Here is a 25658-nt window from a genome sequence, read left to right as displayed (position 1 = left end):
TCCCTACTTTGCTGTCCACTGGCTGGAAACCAGCGAACGGTAGCGTTCCAAAACATGCGGGCTTGCTTCTGTGGCGGGGACTTCGGCAGAATCCCGGGCCCACTGCGGGAACTGCCCGGCAAGCACTCCGGCGGCCTGGCGAGCGGCACCGTCGGCGACATATTCGCCCGGTGCCGGAACCACGATCGGCAGGCCCAGCACCTGGGCTGCAATGTGCTGAACCGCGCGGGACTGAGCCCCGCCGCCCACCAGGATGATGCGCTGCGCCGCAACACCCTGGGCCTCCAGCGCCTGCAGGCCGTCGGCCAAAGAACAGACCACCGCTTCCACCGCGCTGCGGGCCAAGTTCGGTGCGGTGTAATTCGCCCGGGTGATTCCGTGCAGCGAACCGGTGGCATCTGGCAGGTTCGGGGTACGCTCGCCGTCAAAGTAGGGCAGCAGCGCCAGGCCGTCGCAGCCCGGGCTGGCGGACAGCGCGAGGTCGTTAAACTCTGCCAGGCTCACCTGCAAGATATTTGCGGTGGCATCAAAAATTCGGGTGGCATTCAGGGTGCATACCAGCGGGAGGTAGTTACCGGTGGCATCGGCAAACCCGGCCACCAGCCCGGTGGCATCTGCGCTGGGTGCATCGGCGACGGCGAAGACCGTGCCGGAGGTGCCCAGCGACATGACCACATCGCCGACGGTAGCGCCAACACCCAATCCGGCGGCGGCGTTATCGCCCGCGCCAGGGCCGATCAGCGCGCCAGAAGCGGTGCGGCCAATGGATTCCAGCGGGCCGGCCACGGTGGGAAGAATCGGGGCGTGCCCCAGGTGCTGCTCCAGCGCTTCGAGGTCATAGGCGTTCTCGGAGGCCCGGTAATAGCCGGTGCCCGAAGCGTCCGAACGATCGGTGCGCAGGGCTGCCAAGCCTTCGGCGCCGCTGCCCGGGCCGTTGCCGGCCAGTCGCCAGGACAGCCAGTCGTGGGGCAGGCAGACCGCGGCGACCTTGGCCGCGTTTTCCGGTTCATGGTCCTTGAGCCAGCGCAGCTTGGTTAGCGTGATGGAGGAGACGGGCAGGGTGCCGGTGCGCTGTGCCCAGTAGGCGGCGCCGGCCTCGCTGTCGCCGTTGCCGGCTTCGGCGATGATGTCAGTGGCCGCCTGCGCGCTGCGGTTGTCATTCCACAGCAGCGCAGGGCGGATCACCGCGCCGGTGGCATCCAGCACCACCATGCCGTGCTGTTGCCCGCCCACCGAGATCGCAGCCACATCATCCAGGCCGCCGGCCTGGGCGATCGCTTCCTGCAGGGCGCTGAACCAGAACTCCGGGTCCACTTCGGTGCCCTCCGGGTGGCTGGCACGTCCGGAGCGGACCAGGGCTCCGGTGCCGGCGTCGCGGATGACAACCTTGCAGGACTGGGTGGAGGAGTCGATCCCGGCGACAAGCGTCATTGAATGTGGCTGCTTTCTGCGGTGGGTTCTGGCAGGGTCTAGCGGGAGCCGAGCAGGTGCTCGATGGCCAGCTGGTTCAGGCGGATGAAGGCGAAGTTGCGCTGCGCTGCGGCCTCGGCGTCAAAGCCGGCGAAGCTCGCCGCATCGCTCATCAGATCCGCTGCGCTTTCCCCGGCGTCCAGGGTGGATTCGCCCAGTTCGAAGACGCCGGAGGTCTTCATGGCTTCCTGGACTTCCGGGTCTGCGCGGAAGGCCAGCGCGCGCTCCTTGAGCAGCAGGTACATGGACATGTTGGCCTTGGCCGAGTCCCAGACGCCGTCGTAGCCATCGGTGCGCGATGGCTTGTAGTCGAAGTGGCGCGGTCCGGTGTACTTCGGCCCGCCGTTGGGGAAGCCGTTCTCCAGCAGGTCGACGGTGAAGAAGGCGCTGGTCAGATCGCCGTGGCCGAAGACCAGGTCCTGGTCGTACTTGATGCCGCGCTGGCCGTTGAGGTCGATGTGGAACAGCTTTTCGGCCCACAGTGCCTGGGCGATGCCGTGGGTGAAGTTCAGCCCAGCCATCTGCTCGTGGCCGGTTTCCGGGTTCAGGCCGACGATGTCCCCGTGCTCCAGCTGCTCGATGAAGGCCAAGCCGTGGCCGACGGTGGGCAGGAAGATATCGCCGCGTGGTTCATTCGGCTTCGGCTCCAGCGCGATGCGCAGGTTGTAGCCCTTGTCCTTGATGTAGCCCGCCGCCGTGTCAACGCCTTCGCGCATGCGATCCAGTGCTGCGGCCAGGTCCTTGGAGCCATCGTATTCGCTGCCTTCGCGCCCGCCCCACATGACGAAGGTTTCGGCGCCCATTTGCGCAGCCAGGTCGATGTTGTGCAGCACCTTGGCCAGGGCGAAGCGGCGGATCGAGCGGTCGTTGGAGGTGAAGCCGCCGTCCTTGAAGACCGGGTGGCTGAACAGGTTGGTGGTCACCATCGGGACCTTCAGGCCGGTGTCCTCCAGCGCCTGGTTGAAGTCGCCGAGGATCTTTTCGCGCTCTGCCTCGGTGGCGTCGAAGGGGATCAGGTCATTGTCGTGGAAGGTGATGCCGTAGGCGCCGAGCTCGGCGAGCTTGTGGACGGCTTCTACCGGGTCCAGGTTCTTGCGGGTGGCGACGCCGAAGGGATCGGCACCGGTCCATCCCACGGTCCAGAGGCCGAAGGTGAAATGGTCTGCAGGGGTCGGGGCAACGCTCATCGAGATACATCCTTGGATCGCAGTGCTGGCCTAAGCCATTTAGTTTATGATCTGAACTATATGGGCGGTGATGCGCTAGAGTCAATAGCGAACTCTGCAAATGCATTCCAGGAATTTCGACAAGGAGAAAGCATGCGCCAGCCAGCCCCGTCCGCCCGAGCCGCGACGTCTTCGGCCCCGGGCACAGTCGGGGACGTGCGCAGAGCCAACTTGGCCAGGGTGTTGTCCGTGATTGCAACCGCGGGGGATGACCAGCGGCTATCACGGGCTGATATCGCTCAAGTCAGCCAGTTGACCAAGGCCTCGGTCTCCAGCCTGGTCGCCGACTTGCTGGCCGCTGGGCTGGTCATCGAAATCGGCGTGCACCGCGATGGGGAACGCGGACGGCCTTCGGTGGGCCTGGTGCTGAATCCCGCGCGCTGCGTGATGGGCATGGAAATCAACGTCGACTACATTGCCGCCGGACTCGTTGACCTCAACGGCAAACTGCTGGCGCACGAAATCCTGCCGCGCACCAATCACCGCTCGACTGCCAGTGAGGTGCTCGGTGCTCTGGGAGAACTGAGCCAGGGCCTCCAGGGCGCTGCCCGGGCCCAGGGCCTGATGATTCTGGGCGGCGGATTGGCTGTTCCGGGCCTGGTTAACGAGGAGCAGTTCACCGTTCTCCAAGCTCCGAACCTTGGCTGGGAGGGTCAAGACCTCGACGTTGCAGCGTTGCTGCCCGAACCCAAAACCCGCTTCCGGCTCTTTAACGAAGCCAACGCCTCGGCGCTGGCCCAGCAGCATTTGATGGATGCCCGGGACTGCGACTTCCTCTTTGTCTCCGGAGAAGTGGGCATCGGCGGCGGCTTGATCATCGACGGTGAACTATTTGTCGGGCCCCAGGGCCATGCAGGCGAGCTCGGCCATGTGGTGATCGCCCCCGACGGCAAGGCCTGCAGCTGCGGAGGACGCGGATGCCTGGAAACCGTGGCCGGGCAGGAAGCCATTTTGGCCGCCGCCAACCTCGGTTCGGCAGCAGATAGGATTTCGCGGCAGGAGCGGATGAGCCAGCTCTGCCAAGCGCTGGAAACCGGAGCTGAACCGGCGGTGGGCGCCGTTGCCGGGGCCGGAAAATCCTTGGGAATTGCCGTGGCCTCGGCAATGCGCCTGTACAGCGTTTCAGCGGTAGTCTTTGGCGGGCACTTCGCCGCCCTGGAGCAGTGGTTGCGTCCTGCCATGGAAGCCAGCCTGAAAGTTCACGCGCCGAGCATTGCCGGCCAAGCCCGGCTGCTGTGCTCGCCGCTGGGCCAAACCGGTGCCCTGGCCGGGGCCGCGCGCAGCGTGGTGGGGGACCTGCTGGAGGCTCCGCACCTGCTGGTGGACTAAGGGGTGCCGACCGGCTGCTGAAGTTCGGTCACCCAATCCGCCTGGTCTTCTGATACGGCACGCACGTAGACTTCGCGGCACGGACCGGCAGGTACCAATCCACGGGCGAGGACTTCTTCGTGCACGGCCTGCCAGCTTTCATGGATGGTGTCCATTGAGCCAAGGTGCACTCCGCAGATGGCTTCGGGCACCGCAGGAAGCTCGACGATCTCGACATCGGCCAGGCTTTGGGCGCTGGTGGCGTATCCGGCAATGACCTCCACTCCATCCTCGGTGCCGTTGTATTGCGCAATGGGCGTGGCAAGGCTTTGGCCCTGAATGGACCGCGCGATTCTGTCGAAAAGCGGGCCGATGCGACCGGCGATTTCAGGCTGCTCGGCCACCGTGAAGCGGCCGGCCGCCAAACGCACCGCGGGCAGCGGCTTGTGGATGATTTCAATGCGCGACATGAGGTTCTCCTTGGAAATCAGTTGCAGACGCCGCTGCACATCGGCCAAGCGCTGCGTGGCCAGCTGGTGCTCGGCCTCGACCTGCGCCTGGCGAATGTGCAAAAGTTCGGCTATTTTCCCTACAGTGGCTCCATGGTCCATGATCAAAGAAATTTCTTGGAGTCCAAATCCCAAATCACGCAGTGCAACAATCTGATGCAAGCGTTGAAGCTGGGAGGGGTCGTAGGAGCGATAGCCGCTCAACGGGTCCACATGGGCGGGTCTGAGCAAACCGGCAGTATCCCAGTGCCGCAACATGCGGTGGGTAACCTGGCCAATCTGGGCAAACATCCCGATGGATAACATTCTTCAGTTCTCCGCCCTCACACTGTGTCAGAGTCAAGTCCCGGCTTGAAACTATTGTTGCACTGTGAGCGGTGTCTGAGGTGGCAACGCCGGAAGGCGGGCTGCGGAAAATAATTGCAGTTCACAATCAGGCCATTGAATGTCTTATTCCATCGAGGATAGTCTTCGAAGATGAAAACCACGCAAGCCATCGTGCCCTATTTCAATCTTGCGCGGATACTCTGGGCGCTGGTTACCTTGGCGGCGATCGTGGCAACCTACTCGGACACCGCTTCGCGGGGGCCGGTGCAGCCCATGAATTTTTTTGGATATTTCACCATACAGTCCAATGCACTATTGGTTGCAGTGTGGATTGTTGCCGGGACAGCTGGACTGGTGAAAGCGGAACGGGTGACTAGATGGGTTGTTGGCTTGCGGGCCCTCGTCTGCGTGTGCATGGCCGTAGTGGGGCTGATTTACCTCACCTTATTGGCGCCGCTGGGAGCAGCCGGTGGCGTCCCGCTTCCGTGGGCCAACTGGGTTATGCATATTCTCGGGCCGCTGGTCATCCTGGGAGATTGGCTACTGTCCAAGGACCGCGTGGTCTTGCCGTACACTGCTGTATTCTTGATCCTCATTTACCCGATGCTGTGGACCGGGGTCGTTCTGGTGCGCGGTGCCACAGATGGATGGGTTCCCTATCCATTCCTCAATCCAGAGCAGGGGTACGGCGTGATCAGCCTGTACGTGGTAGCCATCGCGGCGGTTTTCGCGGGAATCGCGGTTTTTGTGGTCGCGTACGGACGTCGCAGGCGACATCGTGACGTGCAACTCGAGATTCGCTAATCGTTTCGGTAAACTTTGGTCGTAAGAGCCCCTAACTCTTGCAACGAACCTTTGGGTTCAGTGAGCAGGACAGGGGCATATTTTTTGCCCGGCACCGTGCCGGGACGGCGCTAAGCACGCCGTAACCACTGCTTTTTGCAAGGGGGAGGATCCCATGCCAGCAATCGTGATCGTCGGAGCCCAATGGGGCGATGAAGGTAAAGGAAAAGCTACCGACCTGCTCGGTGGCAAGGTTGACTACGTAGTGAAGCCAAACGGCGGCAACAACGCCGGGCACACCGTGGTCGTCGGCGGCGAGAAGTACGAGCTCAAGCTCCTTCCAGCCGGCATCCTTTCACCCAACGCCACTCCGATTATCGGCAACGGCTGCGTGGTGAACCTTGAAGCCCTCTTTGACGAGATCGACGGCCTGGAATCCCGTGGCGCCGACACCTCGAAGCTGCGCGTCTCGGCCAACGCGCACCTGGTGGCCCCGTACCACCAAACCATGGACAAGGTCACCGAACGCTTCCTGGGCAAGCGTGCCATCGGCACCACCGGACGCGGCATCGGCCCGGCCTACATGGATAAGGTCGGACGCCTCGGCATCCGGGTGCAGGACGTCTTCGACGAGTCCATCCTGCGCCAGAAAGTCGAGGGCGCACTGCGCCAGAAGAACGAACTGCTGGTCAAAATCTACAACCGCCGCAGCGTCGAGGTCGAGGAAATAGTCTCGTACTTCCTGTCCTACGCTGAGCGCCTGCGCCCACTGGTCATCGACTCCACCTATGAGCTGAACAAGGCTCTGGATGAGGACAAGGTTGTACTGATGGAAGGCGGCCAGGCAACCTTCCTGGACGTGGACCACGGCACCTACCCATTCGTGACCTCATCCAACCCAACTGCTGGCGGCGCGTCGGTGGGCTCGGGCATCGGCCCAACCCGCATCACCCGCTCCATCGGTATCATCAAGGCTTACACCACCCGTGTGGGTGCTGGTCCTTTCCCAACTGAGTTGTTTGATGAAATGGGTGTCTACCTGCAGAAGACCGGTGGCGAGTTCGGTGTGAACACCGGCCGCCCACGTCGTTGCGGTTGGTACGACGCAGTTTTGGCTCGCCATGCTTCGCGCGTGAACGGCTTCACCGACTACTTCGTGACCAAGCTGGATGTGCTTAGCAACATTGAGCAGATCCCAGTGTGTGTTGCTTATGACGTAGACGGCGTGCGCCACGATGAGATGCCAATGACTCAGACCGATTTCCACCACGCGAAGCCGATCTTCGAGTACTTCCCAGGCTGGACTGAGGACATCTCGGGCGCCAAGACCATGGAAGATCTTCCGGAGAACGCCCGGAACTACATCCTGGCTCTGGAAAAGATCTCCGGCACTCGGATCTCCGCCATCGGCGTGGGCCCGGACCGCGATCAGACCATCGTGCGTCATGATCTGATCAAGGACTAGTTCCTAGACATTAGGGAGCTATCGCAGTTCATTCATTGAATGAACTGTGATAGCTCCTTTTTCGTGCGCTCGAACCTAGGACGTGCACAACCAGCATGTGGATGGATCACGGAGAAACCTGAATGCCGGAACAGATTATTTGTCAGCGGGCATTGCCGTGCAAGAGGCGGGCAGATCCTGGCAGTCGGCAAACCAGATACGGCATCATTCATGTTCTAGAGTGGCGGTCTCAATCAGACGAGTCTCTTATTGATGCCAGCGTGCGCGAAGTGAGCGAGGAACTGAGGTTCAGCTCCCTATTCGCTATGCACTTGGCGGGTGGGCCGGTCGATGCGTTTTCTGGTGTCATTGGCAACGTCGAGGATCATGGGGTGAACCAGCCTTCTGCGTGCGACTGCTCGATGAGCGCCGGGAGCGCATCCAGCAGCGCTTCCAGAGTGGTACGAATCTGTCTGGCGGCAATTTTCGGAGGCGCACCCCAAGAAGCTGCTTCATCCATCAGACGCCTTCCGTTGACGTCGTCGATATGCGCACCGGCGTTACCCCTGAAAGGAGTGTAATGCACTGATTTTTGAACTTTAGTCGGCTGATGGCCTTAATGCGAGGAATCTTGTGCATTGGTACACGGTGGCGATTGATGCCCAGAAGTTTGGTCTTTAACCGTTGTGTGCCACTCAAGTCCAAGAGGCAGCAGGCATGCAACAAATATCACGCAGGGTGAAGACCTTGAACCAAGTGTCATTGCGTTTGAGAATTGCATTCGGTGGTGGACGCGCACGATCATTGATTTCGAATACCTAGTCCAACGGTCTATATAATTGATGAGCTACTCGGATGCTAATAATTACGTTCTGATATGTGATGTTACTTCAGGCGTTTGGAAATAATGCTGCTCAGATATAGCGTGTTTCGTGACATTAGGTGATGTAATTGGCGGTAGATCTGACTGGAGATTCGAATGCAATTCAAATAAATCAACGTTGCGCTATCCGTGTGCGCAATTCTCATTGTCAGCACGATTGTGGGTCAACCCGCGGGGGCTACCATTACAGAATTTAGTACGAATGAACGTCAAATTCTCGGAGAAGCGCAGGCGGATGAACTATATGTCGTTGGCCCAAGCGGCGATAGATTCTATCCGGACCGCCTGTCGGCGTCGTTGAAATTTGTCGGCACTCCAGCGAATTACTGGTCACCATGTGGAATTTTCGACAAGAATAACAAGATGGTCCGGAAATTTAACCGTCAAGCAATCAAAGGGCTTTCCGGGAAAACGGGTAACTTACGTTGCGGGTGGCATAAAAACGCAAAAGGAAGCACGAAAGCAACGGGCGTAGGCTTTCGACACATTAAAGCTGGTCACATGAGCCAGTGGGAGAATCAGGCCGTTTTCCTCCGTGCCAACTGGCGTGAAATGGCGGACTGGGCTACGAACGAGGCTCTGAATCACTCTTGTAAGAAGGGATACTTTAAGTCTCAAGGCAAGGCCAAGTATGTTGCTCCATATCAGATTCGCGATAGCCGGGATCGGGTCATCAGGAGGTTTGCAGTCTATGTAGTGGTTGGCGCAAAGGATCAGAATGTAATCACTAGTTACCCGAGGGATGGTCGCTACTCGTGCAGCCTATAATTTTCAATCTAGCCTGACTGTATTGCGTCTTATTGATTTATTGCAGAGTTTCGATTTCGTACGAATTTCCGCGAATTAGTCCGCGTTTTCCGGAGAAATTATAAAGGGCGCCCAATATTAGGTCGTCTTGTGGGGCATAGGGAACGTCGTGGTCGGCAAGGCGCCATTTGATGACTGCCAAATGGTCTTCGTGTGCAGCGGGGAGTTCTATGTAAATACCCCAAGGGCTCAAACTCGCTTTAATGCCAGGCTGATCGTTCAGGAAATCGACCAGCAATTGCCGCTTATGTGTAATCATGCAAGATAGCCTAGCCCAGATTCATCAGGTGAGCTCCGTCGTGAGTCGCAGTTTGATAATCATATTTGCTAGAGTCCTAGTCGCCTTCTGATTATTAGGACAAGTGATAAAACCACCAGCGCCAGGTGCTCGGTGCTAGGTTCCACGCACCCGGAAGACAAGGTAGTTTTCCAAAAACATTCGTACAGGTACTGTCCATTCAAAGGGCAAGGACAAGGGGTCGCGATCCCTGAAACGACGAACTTAATATCCGTCCTGCAGCTGTCGCGTGAAACAGTAATTTTCGGGCCCTCTAAGGGGTCGACAACTTTCCACCTGGGCGGATGCAATAATCTTCCCCGCCAGCGAAACATTTGATAGCCCGCTCATTCCTCCAAGACTGTCGGTTCTGTCTCTCGGCAAAGGACTTAGCTGCGCATTCAGAACCCATCGCCCAAATAAACCTTTCAATCCGTTTCTCAGAAAAGCCCTAGGAATGAATTGCGCCTGTCATATGTATCAAAGCGGGCGCGACCAGCACATGGACGGAACAAGAAGGAAACGGAATGCCAGAGCAGATTAATGTCAGCGCCGTCTTTATCCGAAACGAAGCGGGACAGGTCCTGACAGGCCGCAAACGAGGTACAACTTCGTTCATGTTCCCCGGTGGCAAGCCAGAGCTAGGGGAGTCGCCCATCGACGCGGCGGTGCGTGAAGTGAGTGAAGAGCTGGGAGTCAGTTTGGACCCAGCATTGCTGAGTATCATCGGCACCTTCACGGCCCCGGCGGCCAACGAAGAGGGGCATAACGTTCAAGCCACTGTATTTGAGCATCCTTTGGTACCGATTAGTGAACCACTCGCTGAAATTGAGCAGTTGCGGTGGATCGACCCTTCAGCGGAAGTAGAGGAGCTTGCTCCTCTACTCCAAGATGTAGTCTTCCCTGCTTTGCTCGCTGGGTCACGAAAGATTCAGAGCTTGGCAGTTTTCACCGGCTCGGCTTCAGGTAAGTCACCTATTTATGAGCAAGCGGCCGAAAACTTCGCACGTACAGTTGCCGGCTCGGGTAGGGCCATCGTCTATGGCGGTGGACGCGTGGGCCTGATGGGAACAATCGCAGATGCGGCGCGAGCGGCTGGCGGAGAAGTTTTCGGAGTCATGCCGCAGGTTCTGGTTGATGGCGAACTGGCGCACCCAGGACTAACGAGCCTAGAAGTTGTTCCAGACATGCATGCACGAAAGCACCGCATGTCGGAACTGGCTGATGGCTTTGTCGCACTGCCCGGTGGTGCCGGAACGTTGGAAGAGCTCTTTGAAGTGTGGACCTGGCAACAGCTTGGAATCCATGCGAAACCAGTAGCCCTTCTGGACGTCGACGGATTCTGGCAGCCTCTGCTGAGCATGCTGGATCACATGACTGATCAGGGATTCCTGGCTCCGCAGTTCCGCGACTCGTTGGTGGTGGCCAGCGAACCACAAGCGCTTTTGGACGCCCTGTCCTCGTGGCAGGCTCCGGCGGCCAAATGGAGCGCAGGATCTAAGAACTAAAGCACGAGGAACAATTCGAGCCCAGTGCCCAGCAGTTTGCACCGCTGGGCACTGGGCTCGAATTCATGGGTTCGACTCGGTACTACTAGCTCACTAGAGCGTAGGCTCTTGTGCCGTTGCGTTCACCGGGGCATCCTGGGCCTTGCCGGCAACGCGCAGGTTCCAGTGCTCAATCACTTGTCGGTCCGTGGTCTTGGTCAGCAGCGAAACAATAATGAACGCTACTGCCGAAGCGATCAGGCCGTAGTAGATCGGCTCATTGGCATAGACGCCGTCGAACTTGTTCTCGGCCTGGATTTCCAAGATGATCATCGTGCCCAGGGTTACCAGGGAGCCGGCAGCCATGGAGGCTGTAGCGCCAACGCCGTTGCCGCGCTTCCACAGCAGGCCGCCGATAATGGCCACCAGCAAGCCGCCCACCAGAATGTCGTAGGCGATGGTCAGTGCTGCAACCACGTCGTCCACCAGGATTGCCAAGGTCACGGTGACCAGCCCCAGCACCATCACCCAGATGCGGTTGGCCCGGACATCGTGCTCGGGGTTCTCATCCGAATTGACCTGGATCTGCTTGCCGAACCAGCTGGCAACAAATGGGGTCACGTCGGTACGGGCCACCGTTGCGGCGGCGATCAGCGCGCCGGAAGCGGTGGACATCATGGCGGCCACGGCTGCGGCCATGACCAGGCCGCCCACGGCCACTGGAAGCAACTGCGTGGCGACTTCTGCGTAAACGACATCCTTATTGTCTGCAGCCCCTGCGATCTCTGGCAGCGCCACCTTCGCGGCCATGCCAATCAATGCCCCTGCCGCGCCGTAGATGATGCAGTAGATGCCGGCGGTCATGCCGCCCCAGCGGGCCACCTTTGGAGTCTTCGCCGTGAAGACGCGCTGCCAGATGTCCTGGCCGATGAGCAGGCCCAGGGTGTAGACCACAAAGTAGGTGATGATCGACTGCAGGCCGATGCCGGTGAAGCTGAAGAATTCCGCATCAACGCGTTCGCGGATGCCATCCAGGCCACCGGCCGCATTCAACGAGAACGGCAGCATCAGGGCGAAGATGCCGATGGTCTTGATGATGAACTGGACCTGGTCTGCCAGAGTGATGGACCACATGCCGCCGATGGTCGAATACACCACGACGATCGCGCCGCCAATGGCGATAGCAACCCACTTCTCCCAGCCGAAGAGCACAACAAAGATGGTGGCGTAGGCGCTGGTGGAGGTTGCGCAGAGCATCAGCGTATAGGCCAGCATCACGATGCCGGAGGTATTGGTTGCTGCCGCGCTGCCGTAGCGCAGATTCAGCATCTGGGAGACGGTGAAGACCTTCAGCTTCTGCAAGGTCGGCGCGAAGGCCAGCGAAAGCAGGATGACGCCTGCGCCAATGGCCACCACGAGCCACATGCCTGAGATCCCGTGCTTGTAGCCCAACCCGACGCCGCCCACGGTGGAAGCGCCACCGAGCACCACCGCCGCCATGGTTCCGGTGTAGAGGAAGGGGCCGAGCCGACGGCCTGCGACCAGATAATCGCTGCTGTTTTTGGTGCGGGACTTGCCCCACCATCCGAAAGCGAGCATGGCCGCGAGATATAGCGCGACAATGGCCCCATTGATGAATTCCATGGACTTCCCCGATGCGAGTGAGAATGCTTACCGTAGGTAAACTTTTATTTCTCATTAGGCTACTTGTGTGAGCTGCGACAGGTCAATGGGCGTCGGCTTTATGACTGTGAACTGGCTCGCCTTACGGAGTGATGAACGTTACTGCTCTATCGATCGAAAAAATATAGACAATTTGCCTAGAAATATGCATTGCATCGCGCATGGTGTCATAGTTGCGTAGTAATAGGCATTCACAGTGCGCAATCCGGTGTTCTTTAGTACTGTTTCTCGACGACGCAACGTTGCATCACCGGCTTTAGCGCCCCCAATTTCTGTTGCGTCCAACTATTGCTCGCAAACAGAAAGACGCCTGAAGATGAGTGAAAATGCTCAAGGTCTGACAAAGAAGTCAGCCGGACATGTCATTGTCGATACGCTTGCCGCACACGGTGTTGAACGAGCCTACGTCGTCCCGGGTGAAAGCTACCTGGACGTCCTCGACGGACTGCACAACTCATCCATCGAGACCGTCGTTTGCCGCCACGAAGGCGGAGCGACCTACATGGCCGAGGCCGAAGGAAAAATGCACCAGCGCCCCGGCATCGCGATGGTGACCCGAGGGCCAGGTGCCGCCAACGCGCACGTTGGCCTGCACACCGCATGGCAGGACTCCACTCCGCTGGTGCTCTTTGTCGGCCTGATTCCCTTCGAGCACCGCGAAAAAGAAGCCTTCCAGGAGTTTGACCCGAAGGCGTGGTTTGGCACCGGAGCCAAGCGCGTGATGATCCTGGACCATGCGGATCGTGCCAGCGAAGTCGTCGCCGAAGCGATGTTCGCGGCCATGTCTGGACGTCCGGGTCCAGTGGTGGTCGGGCTTCCGGAAGACGTGATCCGCAACGAGATTTCCGCCGAGCTGCACCCGGAAATTCCTGTCGCCACCGGCGGCATGACCGTGACTGACTGGAAGTCGCTGAACAATGCCTTGCAGGAAGCGGATAAGCCACTGTTTATTTTTGGCGGCAACGACTGGTCCCAGCAGGGTGCTGCCGATTTCACCCGCTGGCTCGAAGAACACGATCTTCCTGCCGCTGCCGAATGGCGTTGCGAAGGAACCGTTCCGTTCAACTCGCCTTCCTACGTTGGGCCCATCGGCTATGGGCGTCCCAAGCCAACCTACGATCTCCTGGAAGAAACAGACCTGCTGATCTTCGTCGGCACCGTGCCCGGGGATGTCATTACCGACGGCTTCAACGTCCGCCAAAACTGGGAGAAGAAAAACTTCCTGGTGACCATCGACCCGTCGTTGCGCGGACGGTCCGGTCCGGTCTCGCACCAGATTGTGGCCAAGCCGGATGTCTTCGTCCGCGACCTGCTGCTCATGGACTTGCCGGTGAAGGATTCCTGGAAGGAATGGACCTCGCGGATGCGTGGCGAGCAGGAGAAATTCGCCGCGCTGCCAACCCCGGTGCCGGCGGACGGCCCAGCAAAAATGGCGACCTTGATGTCGAATCTGGTCACCGCGCTGCCCGAAGATGCGATGGTCACCTTCGGTGCCGGCGAGCACACCAACTGGGCGCACCGCTACTTCCCGACCAACGGCTATGCCTCGATGCTCTCGGCACGCAACGGCTCCATGGGCTACTCGATCCCATCGGGCGTGGCAGCATCGCTGAATTACCCGGGGCGCCGCGTGGTGACCATTGCGGGTGACGGCGAATTCCTGATGAACGGCCAAGAGCTGGCCACGGCAACCCAATATGGGGCAACGCCGCTGGTGATCATCATGGACAACCAGCAATACGGCACCATCCGCACCCACCAGGAGCGCCAGTATCCGGAACGCGTTTCCGGCACGCAGCTGCAGAATCCTGACTTCGCATTGATGGCCCAGTCCTTTGGCGGTTTTGGAGTCCGCGTAGAGAAGGATGCTGAGATCCCGGCAGCGCTGGAAGCAGCGGTGGAGGCAATCGAGGAGAACGGGACCTTCGCCTTGATCCACTTGATCGTGGAACAAGGGGTCAAAGCCTACTAGGCAGCGCTTCGGCGCGGATGCTCCGGGTCGGTTCTGTGGCGAGGCTCTCAGCGGGCATATAATTCCAACGGGTATCGTTTATGCGGTACCCGTTGGATGCCTTAAGTGGCAGAGTAGTCAGATGAAGTTTGGCAGCTACAACTTGCAATAGCGGAGCTCAAAGACATGAATGATCCCCTGATCGCCAGCCTCATGCGCGCCGTCGACGCCGCGCCAGAGGAACACGAGTTGCGCCTCCATCTGGCCCAGCAGCTGCACCAGGCCAACCGTGCCGCTGAAGCTCTGACACATATCAACATTGTGGTCCAAAAAGATCCCGGCAACACAGCAGCCTTGCAATTGCTCGGCCAGGTGAGTGCTGCACTGCTGGGCAACGCCACACCCGCACCGGCTTCCGCGCCGGAACCAGCAAAGCCACAGCATACCGAAGAACCTGATTTTGATTGGGATGCGGCGGCCCAGCAGCTCGGCCAATCCGTGCCAGCCCCATTTGCGGAGCCAGAAATCCAGATCGGCGGGAGCGCAGGAACTGTCGCCCCAGTGGAACCAGCGGGGCAGCGCATTACCTTGGCTGATGTTGGCGGTCTGCAGAATGTTAAAGACCGGCTGAATGAATCATTCTTGGCACCGATGCGCAACGCCGCCATCGCCAAGGCCTTCGGCAAATCCCTGCGAGGCGGACTGCTGCTGTATGGTCCTCCCGGCTGCGGCAAGACCTTCGTGGCTCGCGCCGTTGCCGGTGAGCTCCAAGCGAACTTCATGGCCGTCACCATGACCGACATTCTTGATTCGCATATCGGTGAAACTGAGAAGAATATTAAAGCGGTCTTCGACAAGGCCCGCAGCAACTCGCCGACCGTGTTGTTCCTCGATGAAGTTGATGCTTTGGGACTGCGCCGAGGCTCATTGACCGGAAGCGCGTCATGGCTGCGCCAGATGGTCAATCAGCTGCTTATGGAGATGGATTCGCTCTCCTCAAACAATGATGGACTCTACATCCTGGCCGCGACCAACCACCCATGGGACCTGGATGAGGCGCTGTTGCGTCCAGGACGTTTGGACCGCTCAGTGCTGGTCACCGCCCCGGACCAGCCAGCTCGCGAATCAATCCTGCGCTATCACCTGGAGCGTCGGCCCATCGCGGGTATCGATCTGAAATGGATTGCCGCGCAAACCGATGGATTCTCGGGCGCCGACCTGGAGCACTTGTGCACCACTGCCGCGGAAAAAGCCATGATGCAGTCTATCGAGCGCAATGAGGTGCTGCCGGTGAATATGACACATATTCATCTGGCGATGAAAGAAGTGAAGCCATCGACCCTGCCGTGGCTGGAGTCTGCACGCAATGTGGTGCGGTTCAGCAACGAGAATGGGCGTTATGACGAGCTGGCTGATTATCTGGTCGCCAGAAAACTGTTGTAATCCAAGCCCGGAAGGCACCGCATGGATTTTGACGTCCTCTACACCAGGATCACCCATCACCTGGCAACGGGCAGGGAAGCCGAAGCCATTAGCCTGCTCAAGGACAACCTCAATGATTATCAGCAGGTTGCCGAATTCTGGATCCTGTACGCGGCCTGCCATCTGAACCTGGAGCAGTGGAGCGAAGCTGAAGCCGCTGCACGCGTGGCATTGGGGCTGAATCCCGAACATCCAGTAGCCGGAGAGCAGCTCGCGGTGGCACTTTCCGGCCAGCACCGTCGTGACGAGGCCCTGGCAACCATCCAACAGGTCATCGCGGTGGCGCCGGAGCATGCCCGTGGACACTATCTGCTGGGCATCTTCTTGCTGGGCAATATCCAGAACAATGACGAGCGGATATTGGCCCGCCAGGCCACAGAACATGCACTGAAATTGGAACCTGAAAACCCCGACTTTTATCAAGGTGCAGCTCTCGCCGCCGACATCGCCGGAGATCACCGCGGCGCGATGAGGCTCCTGGAAGCAGGGCTGCGCATTGACCCTCATCATCAAGGGCTATTGCGTTCGGCAGGCAGCATCGAAATGGGTCGCAAGATCGTGGGGGACCACGGCCAATTATTGCGCAGCATGCTGGCCCGCGATCCAATGAACGAAAAGCTGCACGAGGACTACGCGGAGAACTTTCTGGCCAAGCAGGCGGTTTACGCGGACCGCTGGTGGTTATCCATTCCGGCGCTGGCAGCCGTCGCTGCTTTTGGGCACGCTGCCAGCTTGCCGGTCACCCTGATTGTGGTTGTGCTGGTGCTTGGCGGCGGTGGCCTGTTCGCATGGTGGAATACCTCCACTTATAAAAGGACGGAAAAACCGCTACCTTCCGGGTACATCAAAGATATTCACGCCCGCTTCCCGGCGCTGCCCAAAGCCATGCGCGGGTATCAGGCCAGTTGGGTGGCTGCGGTAGCTGGCGCTGTGGCGGGCTGCTTCGTTCCACTCGCGGGGGCGATCTTGATGCTTCTCGGTGTTGTGGCGGGCCGGGTGGCCGCTGTTCTCATATTTCGAGAAATATCAGGACCTCCGCAGAACCGCCAGGATCCTGAAGAACGAAGGGTGCATCTGGTGCGCCTGAGCGGAGGCTACGCGGCAGGCTTCTGGAAGCGTGTGCTGATAGTTTTCGCGCATCTGGCCTTCTTTGGAGTGTGCATGGCCCGCCCAAGCCAGATGGCCGCAGTTCCGATGTGGTCGGCGGGTCTGGGACTGTTGATGGTCGGTGGGGTTTTGGCCTATTGCCAGCTCCGTCTGGGATTCAAGAACAACGCTTTCGCTTATGGGCTGGCGGTGAGCAGTTCGGCAAAAGCGAGAGGGTTCGCCTTGCTGCGAGGCAACATCGGCGGGATGTACTTCATTGGACTGCATCTGGTGTTCGGATTCATTGCATTTGTCCTGTCGCTCTCATTGCTCGGCGGTGTCCCGCAGCCCTCGGACAGCTCTGGAGGAACCGTGGATGAAGAGCCTTCGGGACCAGTTCAGCTGCCACGCGAAGAACTTGACCGGTTGACTAGATCTCCTGCGCCGATGCCTGAAGAATTCAGTTTTTCACCCATGCCAGAACTGCCTGACATCCCATCGCTGGACCAGTAGCATCCAGCGAAATTCACATGATCGAAAAGATCACAAACCAACTGAAGGTCCTGTCTTGGCATGCTCGGCCTGAAGAAATAAGATGAATTGCTACCGAATCACGTGAAGCAAAAACCCCGACCACGAGGTGGATAATCAGATGGCAATGATGAGCGAAGAGCTCATTGAGCAGTGGGCCGACGCAACTGCTGAGATCTACAATGAGTCCTTGACTGGCATCAACCTGAGCCGTCTGCCCGAGGCAGTGGCGCAATACGTCGAACTCTTTGCACAGAGCGAGAATCTGACGTTTAACGAAGATGCCACCCCAACCGATTACTTTGAGTATCACCCATTCGTTGCCGTGACTGCTGTGTTGAACAGCCCTGAGGCCCTGGAGGTCTTGGACGGCGATGCGCAGGACGCGCTGGATGCAATGGCTGACTTCACCGAAGCCTGGTACAACTTCGACCTTGAGCAGGAACCGGAGTTGGGCATTTCCGAGGCAGACGACGAAGAAGACTGGTAAACACCAGTAGCGCATTTGACCGGCGCCAGGCAGAGAATTGCCTGGCGCCGGTTTTTATCTACCCAAATCTTCTGAAAGCTATTCCCATTAACCGGCGAGAGTGCAACGATTCCGGTATGAGCCAGTTCAGTGTTTTTGAAAGCACCGTTCTCATACATCTTCCGGTGCACCGCGTCTGGGAATTGCTGACCGACTGGGCAGCAGCTCCCTTGTGGATCCATGGAATTGGTTCCATGCATTCAGATGACCCAGAACTAAAAGTCGGAACCAATCTGGTCTATAGAGTCGCCGGCCACGAACGGGCCTACCGCGTCCACGACCTGATTGAGAACCGACTGCTGATCATGCACACATCAGAGAATCCGGACGGGCTGTCCTATCGATACGATCTGAAAGACGATGCCGGGTACACCGAGGTGGTGCTGCAAGTGGCGATCATCAATCCTGATTTGAGCGTTGAACAGTGCGAAGAATTAGCTGCGAACATACGAAAAAGCGAAGGGGACAAATTGGATCAACTGCGCCTCTACGCAGAGCAGGCGCCGTAAGTCCGGTTCCTCCGTTGCGGTATTTCCGCTGTACCGCATTATGAATCGCAAAATTGATCGGCCGTGATAGAGGATGGGATCCGGAAACTACCGAATCTCGCCCTCTGCCACGGACACCGGCTCATCAATCAGCGGGTGCTCCACTTCGTCGCGGGCAAATTTTCCAGCCCACCACGCAATCACGCCAAACACCGGTGAAGCCAGGCCTGCGATGATGAAAATCGCCTGCAAGCTCAGGACTTGGGTCAGTGGTCCAGCCGCTGCCATGGATAGCGGCATCAGCGCCAGCGAAACGAAAAAGTCCAAGCTGGAGATCCTGCCCAGCAGGTGGCGTGGCACTCGGCGTTGCAACAGCGTTCCCCAGATGACCATGCCCACAGCGTCGGTGATGCCGAATGCCAGGAGGATGGCAAAGAGCATCCACGCTTCTTCGGCATAGCCCACCAATGCCAGAGGCAATGTTCCCAGGCACCAGCATGCCGTCATCAGGCTCAGATACCGGCGCGGGAATTTAGCGGAGGCAATCAGTAGCGAGCCGAGTGCTGAACCGAGGCCGAAGAAAGCCAGGGCGAAGCTGAAGAGCTTGGCGTCCCCGTGCAGATTATCGCTGACGATAAAAGGCAGCAGAACTTCGAACGGGCCAATGAAGGTGAACACGGAAACGACCGAAAACAGCAAGGTCCACAGTAGCCAGCGGGTGTGCACCGTATAGCCGATGCCCTCGCGCAGCTGCCGGAGGATGCCCGGCTGCGCCTGGCCGTCCGCCGGACCCGTCGCGTTATAGGCATCCCGGCTGGGAATCGTGCGCAGCATCAGCAAGGCGAGCAGGTGAACCAATGCCACGCCAATGATGGCGTGGGCCGGGGACAGCGCTGCGACCACGAATCCGGCAGTCATTGGGCCCAAGGCCGTGTGCACCACGGGGCGCACGGTTCCTTCCAGGCCATTGGCGGCCAAGAGCTGTTCGGATGGCAACATCTTGGGCAGCAGGGCGGAGTATGCCGGGTAGAAAAATGCTGAACCTGAACCGATGAGAAATCCTGCCACCATCAGGTGCCACAGTTCCAGTGCGCCGCTGATGGCCAGCACCGCGGTGATGCTCATCAGCACAAAGGAAAAGGTTTCCACCAGCACTACGATGCGCCGGCAGGAATGCCTGTCGGCCATAATTCCGCCCAAGAGGACAAAACACAGCAGGCCCACGGCATTGGCTGTGGCCACCATTGAAAGTTCCACCGGCCCGCCGCCCAAGCGGCGCACCTGGTAGACCATGGCCACGGTCCACATGCCCGCGGCGAAAGTCGACAGGACAAGAGCGCTAGCCAGCAGGGCATAATCGCGGACGGCGAAAGGCTTGACGAGGCGCAGCGCGGAGGTCTTGAGCGCGCTCATTCAAACTCCTACGTTAGTGCGTAAGTATCATCATCCGCTAAGTGATTGAGATCTGTCAATCAGTATTTTGGCCACAAAAACGGGGAACAAGCCATGGCTTGTTCCCCGGATTGTCGAACTAGGAATTACTCAGCGTCGTGGTCGGTCTCCAAGATGGTGACCAGCTGATCCAGTGCGGCATCTGCGCCGTCGCCCTCGGCACGCAGCACCACGGTGGTACCGTGCTCGGCGCCCAAGCCCATCAGCGACAGGATGCTCGAGGCATCCATTGCGTCTTCTGCTGGTTCGCCTTCCAGTGCGATGGTGACTTCTACCGGAAGTTCTGCTGCGGCTTCGGCGAAGATAGCTGCCGGGCGGGCGTGCAGGCCGACGCGGCTGCCGATAATTGCTTTACGTTCTGCCATGATGGCTCCTTCAGGATCTTGTGAACGGTCGTTGAAGATAAATTCTAGTGGCCTACAGGCCGAAGCGGTCCAGTTCGCTCAGCTCGGCGCGAACAGCGCTGCGGGCCAGCTCGGCAGACGGCGCATCCAGGGCCATCTTGGCCAGGCGCTGGGCCTTGGCGAAGTCCACGGTGCGCAGTACTGCGGAGACCGGAGCCAGCGCGCGCTTGTTCATCGACAAGGTGGTGACACCCAAGCCCACCAGGACCACGGCCAGCGCAGGGTCGGCTGCGGCCTCGCCGCAAACACCTACTGGCTTGCCATCGGCGCTCTGGGCGCCTGCGGTAGTGGCAGCGACCATGTGCAACACGGCTGGCTGCCATGGGTCGTTGAGCTCGGCCAAGGTGCCCAGCTGGCGATCCGCAGCCATGGTGTACTGGGTCAGGTCATTGGTGCCAATGGAGACGAAGTCGCAGCGCTGCAGGATCTGTCCGGCCAGGACGGCGGCCGAAGGAACCTCGATCATGGTTCCAGCGGTAGCCAGGCCAGCGGCCTTGGCCATCTCGGCGAAATCCTGTGCCTCGGTCGGGGTGGAGATCATCGGGGCCATGACCCAGACATCTGCCTCGTGCTCGCTGGTCGCCTGCGCGATGGCCTTGAGCTGGCGCTCCAGCACGCCGGGGCTGGACAGGTCGGTACGGTAGCCGCGAACACCCAGTGCCGGGTTCGGCTCGCTGGAGTCGGTCAAGAATGGCAACGGCTTATCCGCGCCGGCATCCAGGGTGCGAACAACAACCTTTTTGCCCGGGAAGGCGGCAAAAACGGCGCCGTAAGCAGCAACCTGCTCCTCATGGGTTGGTTCTTTTTCCTTGCCCAGGAAGCAGAACTCGGTGCGCAGCAGGCCCACGCCTTCGGCGCCGGCTTCGGCTGCCAGCTGGGCGTCCTCGCCGCTGCCCACGTTGGAGAGCAGCGGAACGCGGTAGCCATCGGCCAGCTCGCCGGTGCCCGAGAAGTCCGGCAGGACCTCGCGGTTGGCGTAGGTGGAGGCCAGGTGCTCTTCGGCTTCGGTGGGGTCAGTGATGACCTGTCCGTCGATGCCGTCGACAAAGACGTAGTCCCCGTCGGCCAGCTCGGTGGTTTCCGGAGCGGCAACAATGGCTGGCAGCCCCAGCGAGCGGGCGATGATCGCGGTGTGCGACTGGGGTCCGCCATCGGAGGTGACCAGGGCCAGCACCTTGGCCGGGTCCAGGGTCGCGGTGTCCGCTGGAGCCAGATCCACGGCGGCCAGGATGAATGGCACATCCGAATCCGGGATGCCCGGGGCAGGGACCCCGCGCAGTTCGGCCACGATGCGGGCGCGCACGTCCAGCACGTCGCCGGCGCGTTCAGCCATGTAGCCGCCCAGCGCGGTGAGCTGGGTGGCGACCGCGTCAGCGGCCTCCCAGATCGCCGATTCGGCGCAGGTGCCGCCGGCTACCAGCTTGGTGGCGGACTTGATCAGCGAACGGTCGCTGGCCATCAATGCGGTGGCCTTCAGCACGGCCTGCGCATCTCCGGTGGCCAGCGCTGCGCGCTCCTTGAGCCCAGCGGCCACGGCCTTGGAGGCCTCGGCCAGGCGCTGGGTTTCTTCCTCCGGGCTCACGCCCTGCGGCAGCGGCGCGCCATCTGCCGGGGCGAGGATTGGCTCAGGCATGCGGCGCACGTGCCCGATGACGCGTCCGGCGCTCACGCCTACTCCGGTGAACTGCTTGCTCATGCTGCGACCTTTGCCGGTTCAGCGGCTCCGACAGGAGCCTTGCGTACATACTTCTTCAGAACAATAACCACTGCTGCTGAGACAACGGTACCAATCAAGGTGGCCAGCAGGAACAGCGGCCAGGTGTTGTTCATGGCGAAGAAGACGAAGATGCCGCCGTGCGGGGCCTGGCTGACCACGTTGAAGCTCATGATCAGCGAGCCGGTGACACCGGCACCGACCATCGAAGCCGGGATCACGCGCAGCGGATCGGCAGCCGCGAAGGGGATGGCGCCTTCGGAAATGAACGCCGCGCCCAGCAGCCAGGCGGCCTTGCCGTTTTCGCGTTCTGCCTCGGTGAACAGCTTGGCGCTGATGGTGGTGGCCAGTGCCATCGCCAGCGGCGGAACCATGCCGGCGGCCATGACGGCAGCCATGATCATCATTGGGGCGGGATTATCGGCCAGCGATGCGGTACCCAGTCCGGCCACGGCGAAGGAGTACGCCACCTTGTTCACCGGTCCCCCGAGGTCGATGGCCATCATCAGCCCGAGCACCAGACCGAGCACGGCTGCGGCGGTGCCGGACATGCCCGAAAGCCAGCCGTTCAAGGCTTCGGTCAGCTTGGCGATAGGACCACCGAGGAACAGGAACATCAAGCCCGAGGCGATGATCGAGCCCAGCAGCGGCACGATGACCACGGGCATCAGCCCGCGCATCCAGCGTGGAACATTCCACGAGTTGATCCAGCGGCAGGCCAGGCCGGCGATCAAGCCGCCGACAATGCCGCCGATGAACCCGGCTCCCATGAAGCCGGCCACCGCGCCTGCGGTGAAGCCCGGCGCGATGCCCGGGCGGTCGGCGTAGGCGTAGGCGATATAGCCGCCCAGCGCCGGAACCAGGAAGCCCATGGACAGGCCACCGATCTTGAACGCCACCGCGCCGAGGTAGGCTCCCAGCGGTCCGAATGGGGTCTCAAGCTGCGACATGACGTCGGCACCGGGCAGGTTGAACAGGGTGTTGGATCCCAGCACGTCATCGGCCACATCAGTGATCGAGTAGCCGCCGAGCAGGAAGCCCAGCGCGATGAGCAGGCCGCCACCGGCAACAAAAGGAATCATGTAGGAGACACCAGTGAGCAGGGCGCGCTTGAGGCCCGCGCCGAAGGACTCGGAGCCGTTCTTCTCCTCGGCCGTTGCGGTGGTCCCGGCGGGAACACGGCGGGCCTGGGGATCCTCGGAGGCCGCGATGGCGTCGTTGATCAGCTTTTCCGGCTCATCGATGCCGCGCTTGACCGGAACCTGGATGACCGGCTTGCCGGCGAAGCGGCCGCGGTCGCGCACGTCCACATCCACCGCGAAGATCACGGCGTCGGCGGCCTCGATCACCGCTGGGTCCAGCGGGGTGGAACCCGAGGAGCCCTGGGTTTCCACGGCGAAGTCCACGCCCATTTCCTCGGCGGTCTGGGCCAGCGAGTCGGCAGCCATGTAGGTGTGGGCGATGCCGGTAGGGCAGGCGGTGACCGCAACGATCGACTTCTTCTTGGGAGCGCCGTCGGCTGCCTCAGCGGTTGGAGCCGGAGCAGCGGCCGCCGGGGCAGGCGCCGCGGCAGGGGCGTCGGCAACTACCTCGCGGACCAGCTCCACGATCTCCGCTTCGCTCTGCGCTTCGCGCAGCGAGCCGGTGAAGGACTTCTTCACCAGCGCGCGAGCGAGCTTGGAGAGCAGCTTCAGGTGGGCCTGGTCGGCACCATCCGGGGCGGCGATGAAGAAGACCAGGTCGGCTTCGCCGTCCTTGGCGCCGAAGTCGACCTTCGGGTTCAGGCGGGCCATGGCCAGAGTTGGCTCGGTCACCGCGGCCGAACGGCAATGCGGGATGGCGATGCCGCCGGGAACGCCGGTGGCGGTCTTGGCTTCGCGGGCCTTGCCGTCGGCAGCCAGGGCACCGGCATCGGTGGCACGGCCCTGTTCAGCAACCAGCGAGGCCAGCTTTTCGATGACTTCACTCGTGCTGTTGCCCAGATCGGCATCGAGCAGCACGAGCTCTGCGGTGATTAGTTCACTCATGACTCGGTTCCTTGCTTTGGAGTAAGTTCGTGGACGGTGACGGCGCCAACGGTGAGATCGGATTCTGTAGGGATGGTGGAGCCAGGCAGCTGCGTGGCGGCAGCCCCGTAGGCGACGGCGTTTTTCAGCCGTTCAGGGGCGCTGGCCCCTGCAACATCTGCCAGCAGGTAGCCAGCCAGCGAGGAATCGCCGGCCCCTACCGTGCTGCGCGGGGTGATCGGTGTGTGCGATCCGTGCCAGACACCCTGCTCGGTGACCAGCAGCGCGCCCTGGGCTCCCAGGGTGGCCAGGACCGCGCCGATGCCCGTCTCCAGCAGCTTCTTGGCGCAGTCGGCGGCCAGCTCTATCGAGCCTTCCAGCGCCGCTTCGTCGCAGCCTCCGACCAGCTCAGCCAGCTCTTCGGCATTGGGCTTGATCAGATCGGGGATGTGCTGCGCGCCGTGGGCGAAGAGCTCGATCAAAGGCGCTCCGGAAGTGTCCACCGCGATCTTCGGGCACTTCTGGCCCAAGTCGGCACGAAGCTTGGCGGTGAGCTGGGCGTAGAAGTCGGCGGGGACTGACGGCGGAAGCGAACCGGCCAGCACCAGCCAGTCGGCGCCGGCGGCCTCCTCGGCCACCAGGCCGCCGAGCTCTGCCAGCTGCTGCGCATTCAGGGTCGGACCGGGCTCGTTGATCTTGGTGGTGGTGCCATCGGGATCGGTCAGGGTGATATTGGTGCGCAGCGGCTCGGTGATCGACAGGGTGCGGTGGGCCAGCTTGTCGCTGGACAGCGCGGTGATCAGCGGATCGGTGCTCGCGCCGGGCAGCACTGCCAGGGTCGGCACGCCGGCCGCGGCGATGGCGCGCGAGACATTCACTCCCTTGCCCGCTGCCTGCACGTGGCTGGCGGTAGCGCGCTGCACCGCGCCGTGCGACAGCGGTTCGCCCAGTTCAATGGTCTTGTCCAAGGCCGGGTTGACGGTCAGGGTGACAATCACGCGATCACAACCTCTACATCAGCGGCTTCCAGGGCAGCGGCGAGTTCCTCGCCGGGCTGCTGGTCGGTCACCAGGGTGTCAATTGATTCCAGGCGGGCAAAGCAGACCAGGGTTTCCTGGTCGAACTTGGAGCTGTCGGCCAGCAGCACCACGCGGCGTGCGCTGTTAACCAGCGCGCGCTTCACGGCGGCTTCCAGCGGATCCGGGGTGCTCAAGCCAAAGCCTGCGTGCAGCCCGTTGGTGCCGATGAAGGCGATGTCTGCGCGGTGCCGCGAGTATTCCTCGACGGTTTGCGCCCCGGAGGTGGCTCCGGTCAGGCCGCGGACGCGTCCGCCGATGAGTTCCAGTGTGGCATCCTGGCTCTGGACCAGTACGGAGGCAATGGGCAGGGCGTGGGTGATGATGACCAAGCCGGCGCTGGCGTTGGTGCGCAGCATGCGTTCGGCGAGGAACTCGGTGGTGGTGCCGGCGTCGATGATGACCGAGGCGTCCGAGACCGGCAGCAGGCTCAAGGCGCGCTGGGCGATGCGGGACTTGGCATCGGAGTGGATGGCGGTGCGCACCAGGTGGCTTTCCTCGCGGGTGCTTGCCTCGGTGGTGGTGACCGCTCCGCCGTGGACGCGGCGCAAGAAGTTTTCCGATTCGAGCTGGGCCAGGTCGCGGCGGACCGTTTCCCGGGTGATCTCGAAGCGTTCGGACAGTTGCGCGACGGAAACTTTTCCGTCCGTCTCAAGCTGCTCGACGATCAGCCGGTGTCGTTCTTCGGCGAACATTTTGTGCCTCCGCAATCCCTCATGACCTGCACCACATGAA

General features: G+C 60.7%; 21 protein-coding genes. 9 read left to right on the top strand and 12 right to left on the bottom strand.

Going from position 1 to position 25658, the window contains the following annotated elements; all coding sequences use genetic code 11:
• Nucleotides 1-3: 3 nt before the first annotated feature.
• Both xylB and xylA read right to left on the bottom strand, forming a co-directional pair.
• Complete coding sequence (xylB, locus tag H6F58_RS09415) at nt 4-1431, bottom strand: xylulokinase (RefSeq protein ID WP_171919398.1); 1428 nt, start codon at nt 1429-1431, stop codon at nt 4-6.
• 38 nt (nt 1432-1469) lie between these two features.
• Nucleotides 1470-2657: a xylose isomerase gene (xylA, locus tag H6F58_RS09410; protein ID WP_171919399.1), complete on the bottom strand. Its 1188-nt coding sequence runs from the start codon at nt 2655-2657 to the stop codon at nt 1470-1472.
• Between the two features lie 132 nt (nt 2658-2789).
• Between xylA and H6F58_RS09405 the strand changes: the two genes are divergently transcribed.
• Nucleotides 2790-4025: an ROK family transcriptional regulator gene (locus H6F58_RS09405; RefSeq protein ID WP_195181645.1), complete on the top strand. Its 1236-nt coding sequence runs from the start codon at nt 2790-2792 to the stop codon at nt 4023-4025.
• Here H6F58_RS09405 and H6F58_RS09400 read toward each other — a convergent pair.
• The gene (locus tag H6F58_RS09400; RefSeq protein ID WP_195181644.1) at nt 4022-4819 is read right to left on the bottom strand and encodes a MerR family transcriptional regulator; all 798 of its coding nucleotides are present in this window, start codon (nt 4817-4819) and stop codon (nt 4022-4024) included. The genes H6F58_RS09405 and H6F58_RS09400 overlap by 4 nt on opposite strands.
• A gap of 171 nt (nt 4820-4990) precedes the next feature.
• Here H6F58_RS09400 and H6F58_RS09395 point away from each other — a divergent pair, with 171 nt between their 5' ends.
• Both H6F58_RS09395 and H6F58_RS09390 read left to right on the top strand, forming a co-directional pair.
• Nucleotides 4991-5644, top strand: a complete 654-nt coding sequence (locus tag H6F58_RS09395; protein WP_195181643.1) for a Pr6Pr family membrane protein — start codon at nt 4991-4993, stop codon at nt 5642-5644.
• 154 nt (nt 5645-5798) lie between these two features.
• Entirely contained in the window at nt 5799-7088 is a 1290-nt protein-coding gene (locus H6F58_RS09390) for an adenylosuccinate synthase (RefSeq protein ID WP_195181642.1), read from the top strand.
• Between the two features lie 364 nt (nt 7089-7452).
• On the opposite strand, the gene H6F58_RS18320 is transcribed toward H6F58_RS09390, so the two are convergent.
• Nucleotides 7453-7587, bottom strand: a complete 135-nt coding sequence (locus H6F58_RS18320) for a hypothetical protein (protein WP_280521038.1) — start codon at nt 7585-7587, stop codon at nt 7453-7455.
• A 1168-nt stretch (nt 7588-8755) separates the two neighbouring features.
• Nucleotides 8756-9016 (bottom strand): hypothetical protein, encoded by a 261-nt coding sequence (locus tag H6F58_RS09385; protein ID WP_195181641.1) that lies wholly within the window; start codon nt 9014-9016, stop codon nt 8756-8758.
• Nucleotides 9017-9561: 545 nt separating this feature from the next.
• Between H6F58_RS09385 and H6F58_RS18195 the strand changes: the two genes are divergently transcribed.
• Nucleotides 9562-10542, top strand: coding sequence for a TIGR00730 family Rossman fold protein (locus tag H6F58_RS18195; protein ID WP_195181640.1), 981 nt, complete (start codon nt 9562-9564; stop codon nt 10540-10542).
• A gap of 93 nt (nt 10543-10635) precedes the next feature.
• Here the strand turns inward: H6F58_RS18195 and H6F58_RS09375 are convergent, their stop codons facing one another.
• Entirely contained in the window at nt 10636-12165 is a 1530-nt protein-coding gene (locus H6F58_RS09375) for a sodium:solute symporter (protein ID WP_195181639.1), read from the bottom strand.
• Between the two features lie 355 nt (nt 12166-12520).
• On the opposite strand from H6F58_RS09375, the gene H6F58_RS09370 reads away from it, so the two are divergent.
• The 5 genes from H6F58_RS09370 (at nt 12521) to H6F58_RS09350 (ending at nt 18292) form a co-directional block, all read left to right on the top strand.
• Nucleotides 12521-14176 carry a thiamine pyrophosphate-dependent enzyme gene (locus H6F58_RS09370; protein ID WP_195181638.1) on the top strand — a complete coding sequence of 552 codons (1656 nt, stop codon included), beginning with the start codon at nt 12521-12523 and terminating at the stop codon, nt 14174-14176.
• A 165-nt stretch (nt 14177-14341) separates the two neighbouring features.
• Nucleotides 14342-15598, top strand: coding sequence for a tetratricopeptide repeat protein (locus H6F58_RS09365; RefSeq protein ID WP_195181637.1), 1257 nt, complete (start codon nt 14342-14344; stop codon nt 15596-15598).
• A 21-nt stretch (nt 15599-15619) separates the two neighbouring features.
• A complete protein-coding gene (locus H6F58_RS09360) occupies nt 15620-17236 on the top strand; it encodes a tetratricopeptide repeat protein (protein WP_195181636.1) in 1617 nt (538 codons plus the stop codon).
• A 139-nt stretch (nt 17237-17375) separates the two neighbouring features.
• The gene (locus H6F58_RS09355; protein ID WP_195181635.1) at nt 17376-17744 is read left to right on the top strand and encodes a hypothetical protein; all 369 of its coding nucleotides are present in this window, start codon (nt 17376-17378) and stop codon (nt 17742-17744) included.
• 116 nt (nt 17745-17860) lie between these two features.
• Nucleotides 17861-18292 carry an SRPBCC family protein gene (locus H6F58_RS09350; protein WP_195181634.1) on the top strand — a complete coding sequence of 144 codons (432 nt, stop codon included), beginning with the start codon at nt 17861-17863 and terminating at the stop codon, nt 18290-18292.
• A gap of 87 nt (nt 18293-18379) precedes the next feature.
• On the opposite strand, the gene H6F58_RS09345 is transcribed toward H6F58_RS09350, so the two are convergent.
• The 6 genes from H6F58_RS09345 to H6F58_RS09320 form a co-directional block, all read right to left on the bottom strand.
• The gene (locus H6F58_RS09345; protein WP_195181633.1) at nt 18380-19684 is read right to left on the bottom strand and encodes an MFS transporter; all 1305 of its coding nucleotides are present in this window, start codon (nt 19682-19684) and stop codon (nt 18380-18382) included.
• 125 nt (nt 19685-19809) lie between these two features.
• Entirely contained in the window at nt 19810-20088 is a 279-nt protein-coding gene (locus H6F58_RS09340) for an HPr family phosphocarrier protein (RefSeq protein WP_195181632.1), read from the bottom strand.
• A 52-nt stretch (nt 20089-20140) separates the two neighbouring features.
• On the bottom strand, nt 20141-21823 hold the full coding sequence (gene ptsP / locus H6F58_RS09335) for a phosphoenolpyruvate--protein phosphotransferase (RefSeq protein ID WP_195181631.1): 1683 nt from the start codon (nt 21821-21823) through the stop codon (nt 20141-20143).
• Nucleotides 21820-23868 (bottom strand): fructose-specific PTS transporter subunit EIIC, encoded by a 2049-nt coding sequence (locus tag H6F58_RS09330; protein WP_195181630.1) that lies wholly within the window; start codon nt 23866-23868, stop codon nt 21820-21822. Before H6F58_RS09330 ends, ptsP begins: the two co-directional genes overlap by 4 nt.
• Nucleotides 23865-24845: a 1-phosphofructokinase family hexose kinase gene (locus H6F58_RS09325; RefSeq protein WP_195181629.1), complete on the bottom strand. Its 981-nt coding sequence runs from the start codon at nt 24843-24845 to the stop codon at nt 23865-23867. Before H6F58_RS09325 ends, H6F58_RS09330 begins: the two co-directional genes overlap by 4 nt.
• Nucleotides 24842-25618, bottom strand: coding sequence for a DeoR/GlpR family DNA-binding transcription regulator (locus H6F58_RS09320; protein ID WP_195181628.1), 777 nt, complete (start codon nt 25616-25618; stop codon nt 24842-24844). The genes H6F58_RS09325 and H6F58_RS09320 overlap by 4 nt, the downstream gene beginning before the upstream one ends.
• Nucleotides 25619-25658: the final 40 nt, after the last annotated feature.

Source organism: Glutamicibacter sp. FBE19 (assembly GCF_015524875.1).
GTDB classification, from domain to species: Bacteria; Actinomycetota; Actinomycetes; order Actinomycetales; family Micrococcaceae; genus Glutamicibacter; species Glutamicibacter halophytocola.
This window is presented reverse-complemented; position numbering and strand designations above follow the sequence as displayed.

What these genes read in the sequence shown, in the direction of transcription:
- H6F58_RS09400 (WP_195181644.1), bottom strand. Translation starts at nt 4,819, where the DNA reads ATGTTATCCATCGGGATGTTTGCCCAGATTGGCCAGGTTACCCACCGC.
- H6F58_RS09350 (WP_195181634.1), top strand. Translation starts at nt 17,861, where the DNA reads ATGAGCCAGTTCAGTGTTTTTGAAAGCACCGTTCTCATACATCTTCCG.
- H6F58_RS09345 (WP_195181633.1), bottom strand. Translation starts at nt 19,684, where the DNA reads ATGAGCGCGCTCAAGACCTCCGCGCTGCGCCTCGTCAAGCCTTTCGCC.
- xylA (WP_171919399.1), bottom strand. Translation starts at nt 2,657, where the DNA reads ATGAGCGTTGCCCCGACCCCTGCAGACCATTTCACCTTCGGCCTCTGG.
- H6F58_RS18195 (WP_195181640.1), top strand. Translation starts at nt 9,562, where the DNA reads ATGCCAGAGCAGATTAATGTCAGCGCCGTCTTTATCCGAAACGAAGCG.
- H6F58_RS09320 (WP_195181628.1), bottom strand. Translation starts at nt 25,618, where the DNA reads ATGTTCGCCGAAGAACGACACCGGCTGATCGTCGAGCAGCTTGAGACG.
- H6F58_RS09370 (WP_195181638.1), top strand. Translation starts at nt 12,521, where the DNA reads ATGAGTGAAAATGCTCAAGGTCTGACAAAGAAGTCAGCCGGACATGTC.
- H6F58_RS09340 (WP_195181632.1), bottom strand. Translation starts at nt 20,088, where the DNA reads ATGGCAGAACGTAAAGCAATTATCGGCAGCCGCGTCGGCCTGCACGCC.
- H6F58_RS09375 (WP_195181639.1), bottom strand. Translation starts at nt 12,165, where the DNA reads ATGGAATTCATCAATGGGGCCATTGTCGCGCTATATCTCGCGGCCATG.
- H6F58_RS09395 (WP_195181643.1), top strand. Translation starts at nt 4,991, where the DNA reads ATGAAAACCACGCAAGCCATCGTGCCCTATTTCAATCTTGCGCGGATA.
- H6F58_RS09405 (WP_195181645.1), top strand. Translation starts at nt 2,790, where the DNA reads ATGCGCCAGCCAGCCCCGTCCGCCCGAGCCGCGACGTCTTCGGCCCCG.
- H6F58_RS09390 (WP_195181642.1), top strand. Translation starts at nt 5,799, where the DNA reads ATGCCAGCAATCGTGATCGTCGGAGCCCAATGGGGCGATGAAGGTAAA.
- xylB (WP_171919398.1), bottom strand. Translation starts at nt 1,431, where the DNA reads ATGACGCTTGTCGCCGGGATCGACTCCTCCACCCAGTCCTGCAAGGTT.
- H6F58_RS09385 (WP_195181641.1), bottom strand. Translation starts at nt 9,016, where the DNA reads ATGATTACACATAAGCGGCAATTGCTGGTCGATTTCCTGAACGATCAG.
- H6F58_RS09330 (WP_195181630.1), bottom strand. Translation starts at nt 23,868, where the DNA reads ATGAGTGAACTAATCACCGCAGAGCTCGTGCTGCTCGATGCCGATCTG.
- ptsP (WP_195181631.1), bottom strand. Translation starts at nt 21,823, where the DNA reads ATGAGCAAGCAGTTCACCGGAGTAGGCGTGAGCGCCGGACGCGTCATC.
- H6F58_RS09365 (WP_195181637.1), top strand. Translation starts at nt 14,342, where the DNA reads ATGAATGATCCCCTGATCGCCAGCCTCATGCGCGCCGTCGACGCCGCG.
- H6F58_RS09355 (WP_195181635.1), top strand. Translation starts at nt 17,376, where the DNA reads ATGGCAATGATGAGCGAAGAGCTCATTGAGCAGTGGGCCGACGCAACT.
- H6F58_RS09360 (WP_195181636.1), top strand. Translation starts at nt 15,620, where the DNA reads ATGGATTTTGACGTCCTCTACACCAGGATCACCCATCACCTGGCAACG.
- H6F58_RS18320 (WP_280521038.1), bottom strand. Translation starts at nt 7,587, where the DNA reads ATGGATGAAGCAGCTTCTTGGGGTGCGCCTCCGAAAATTGCCGCCAGA.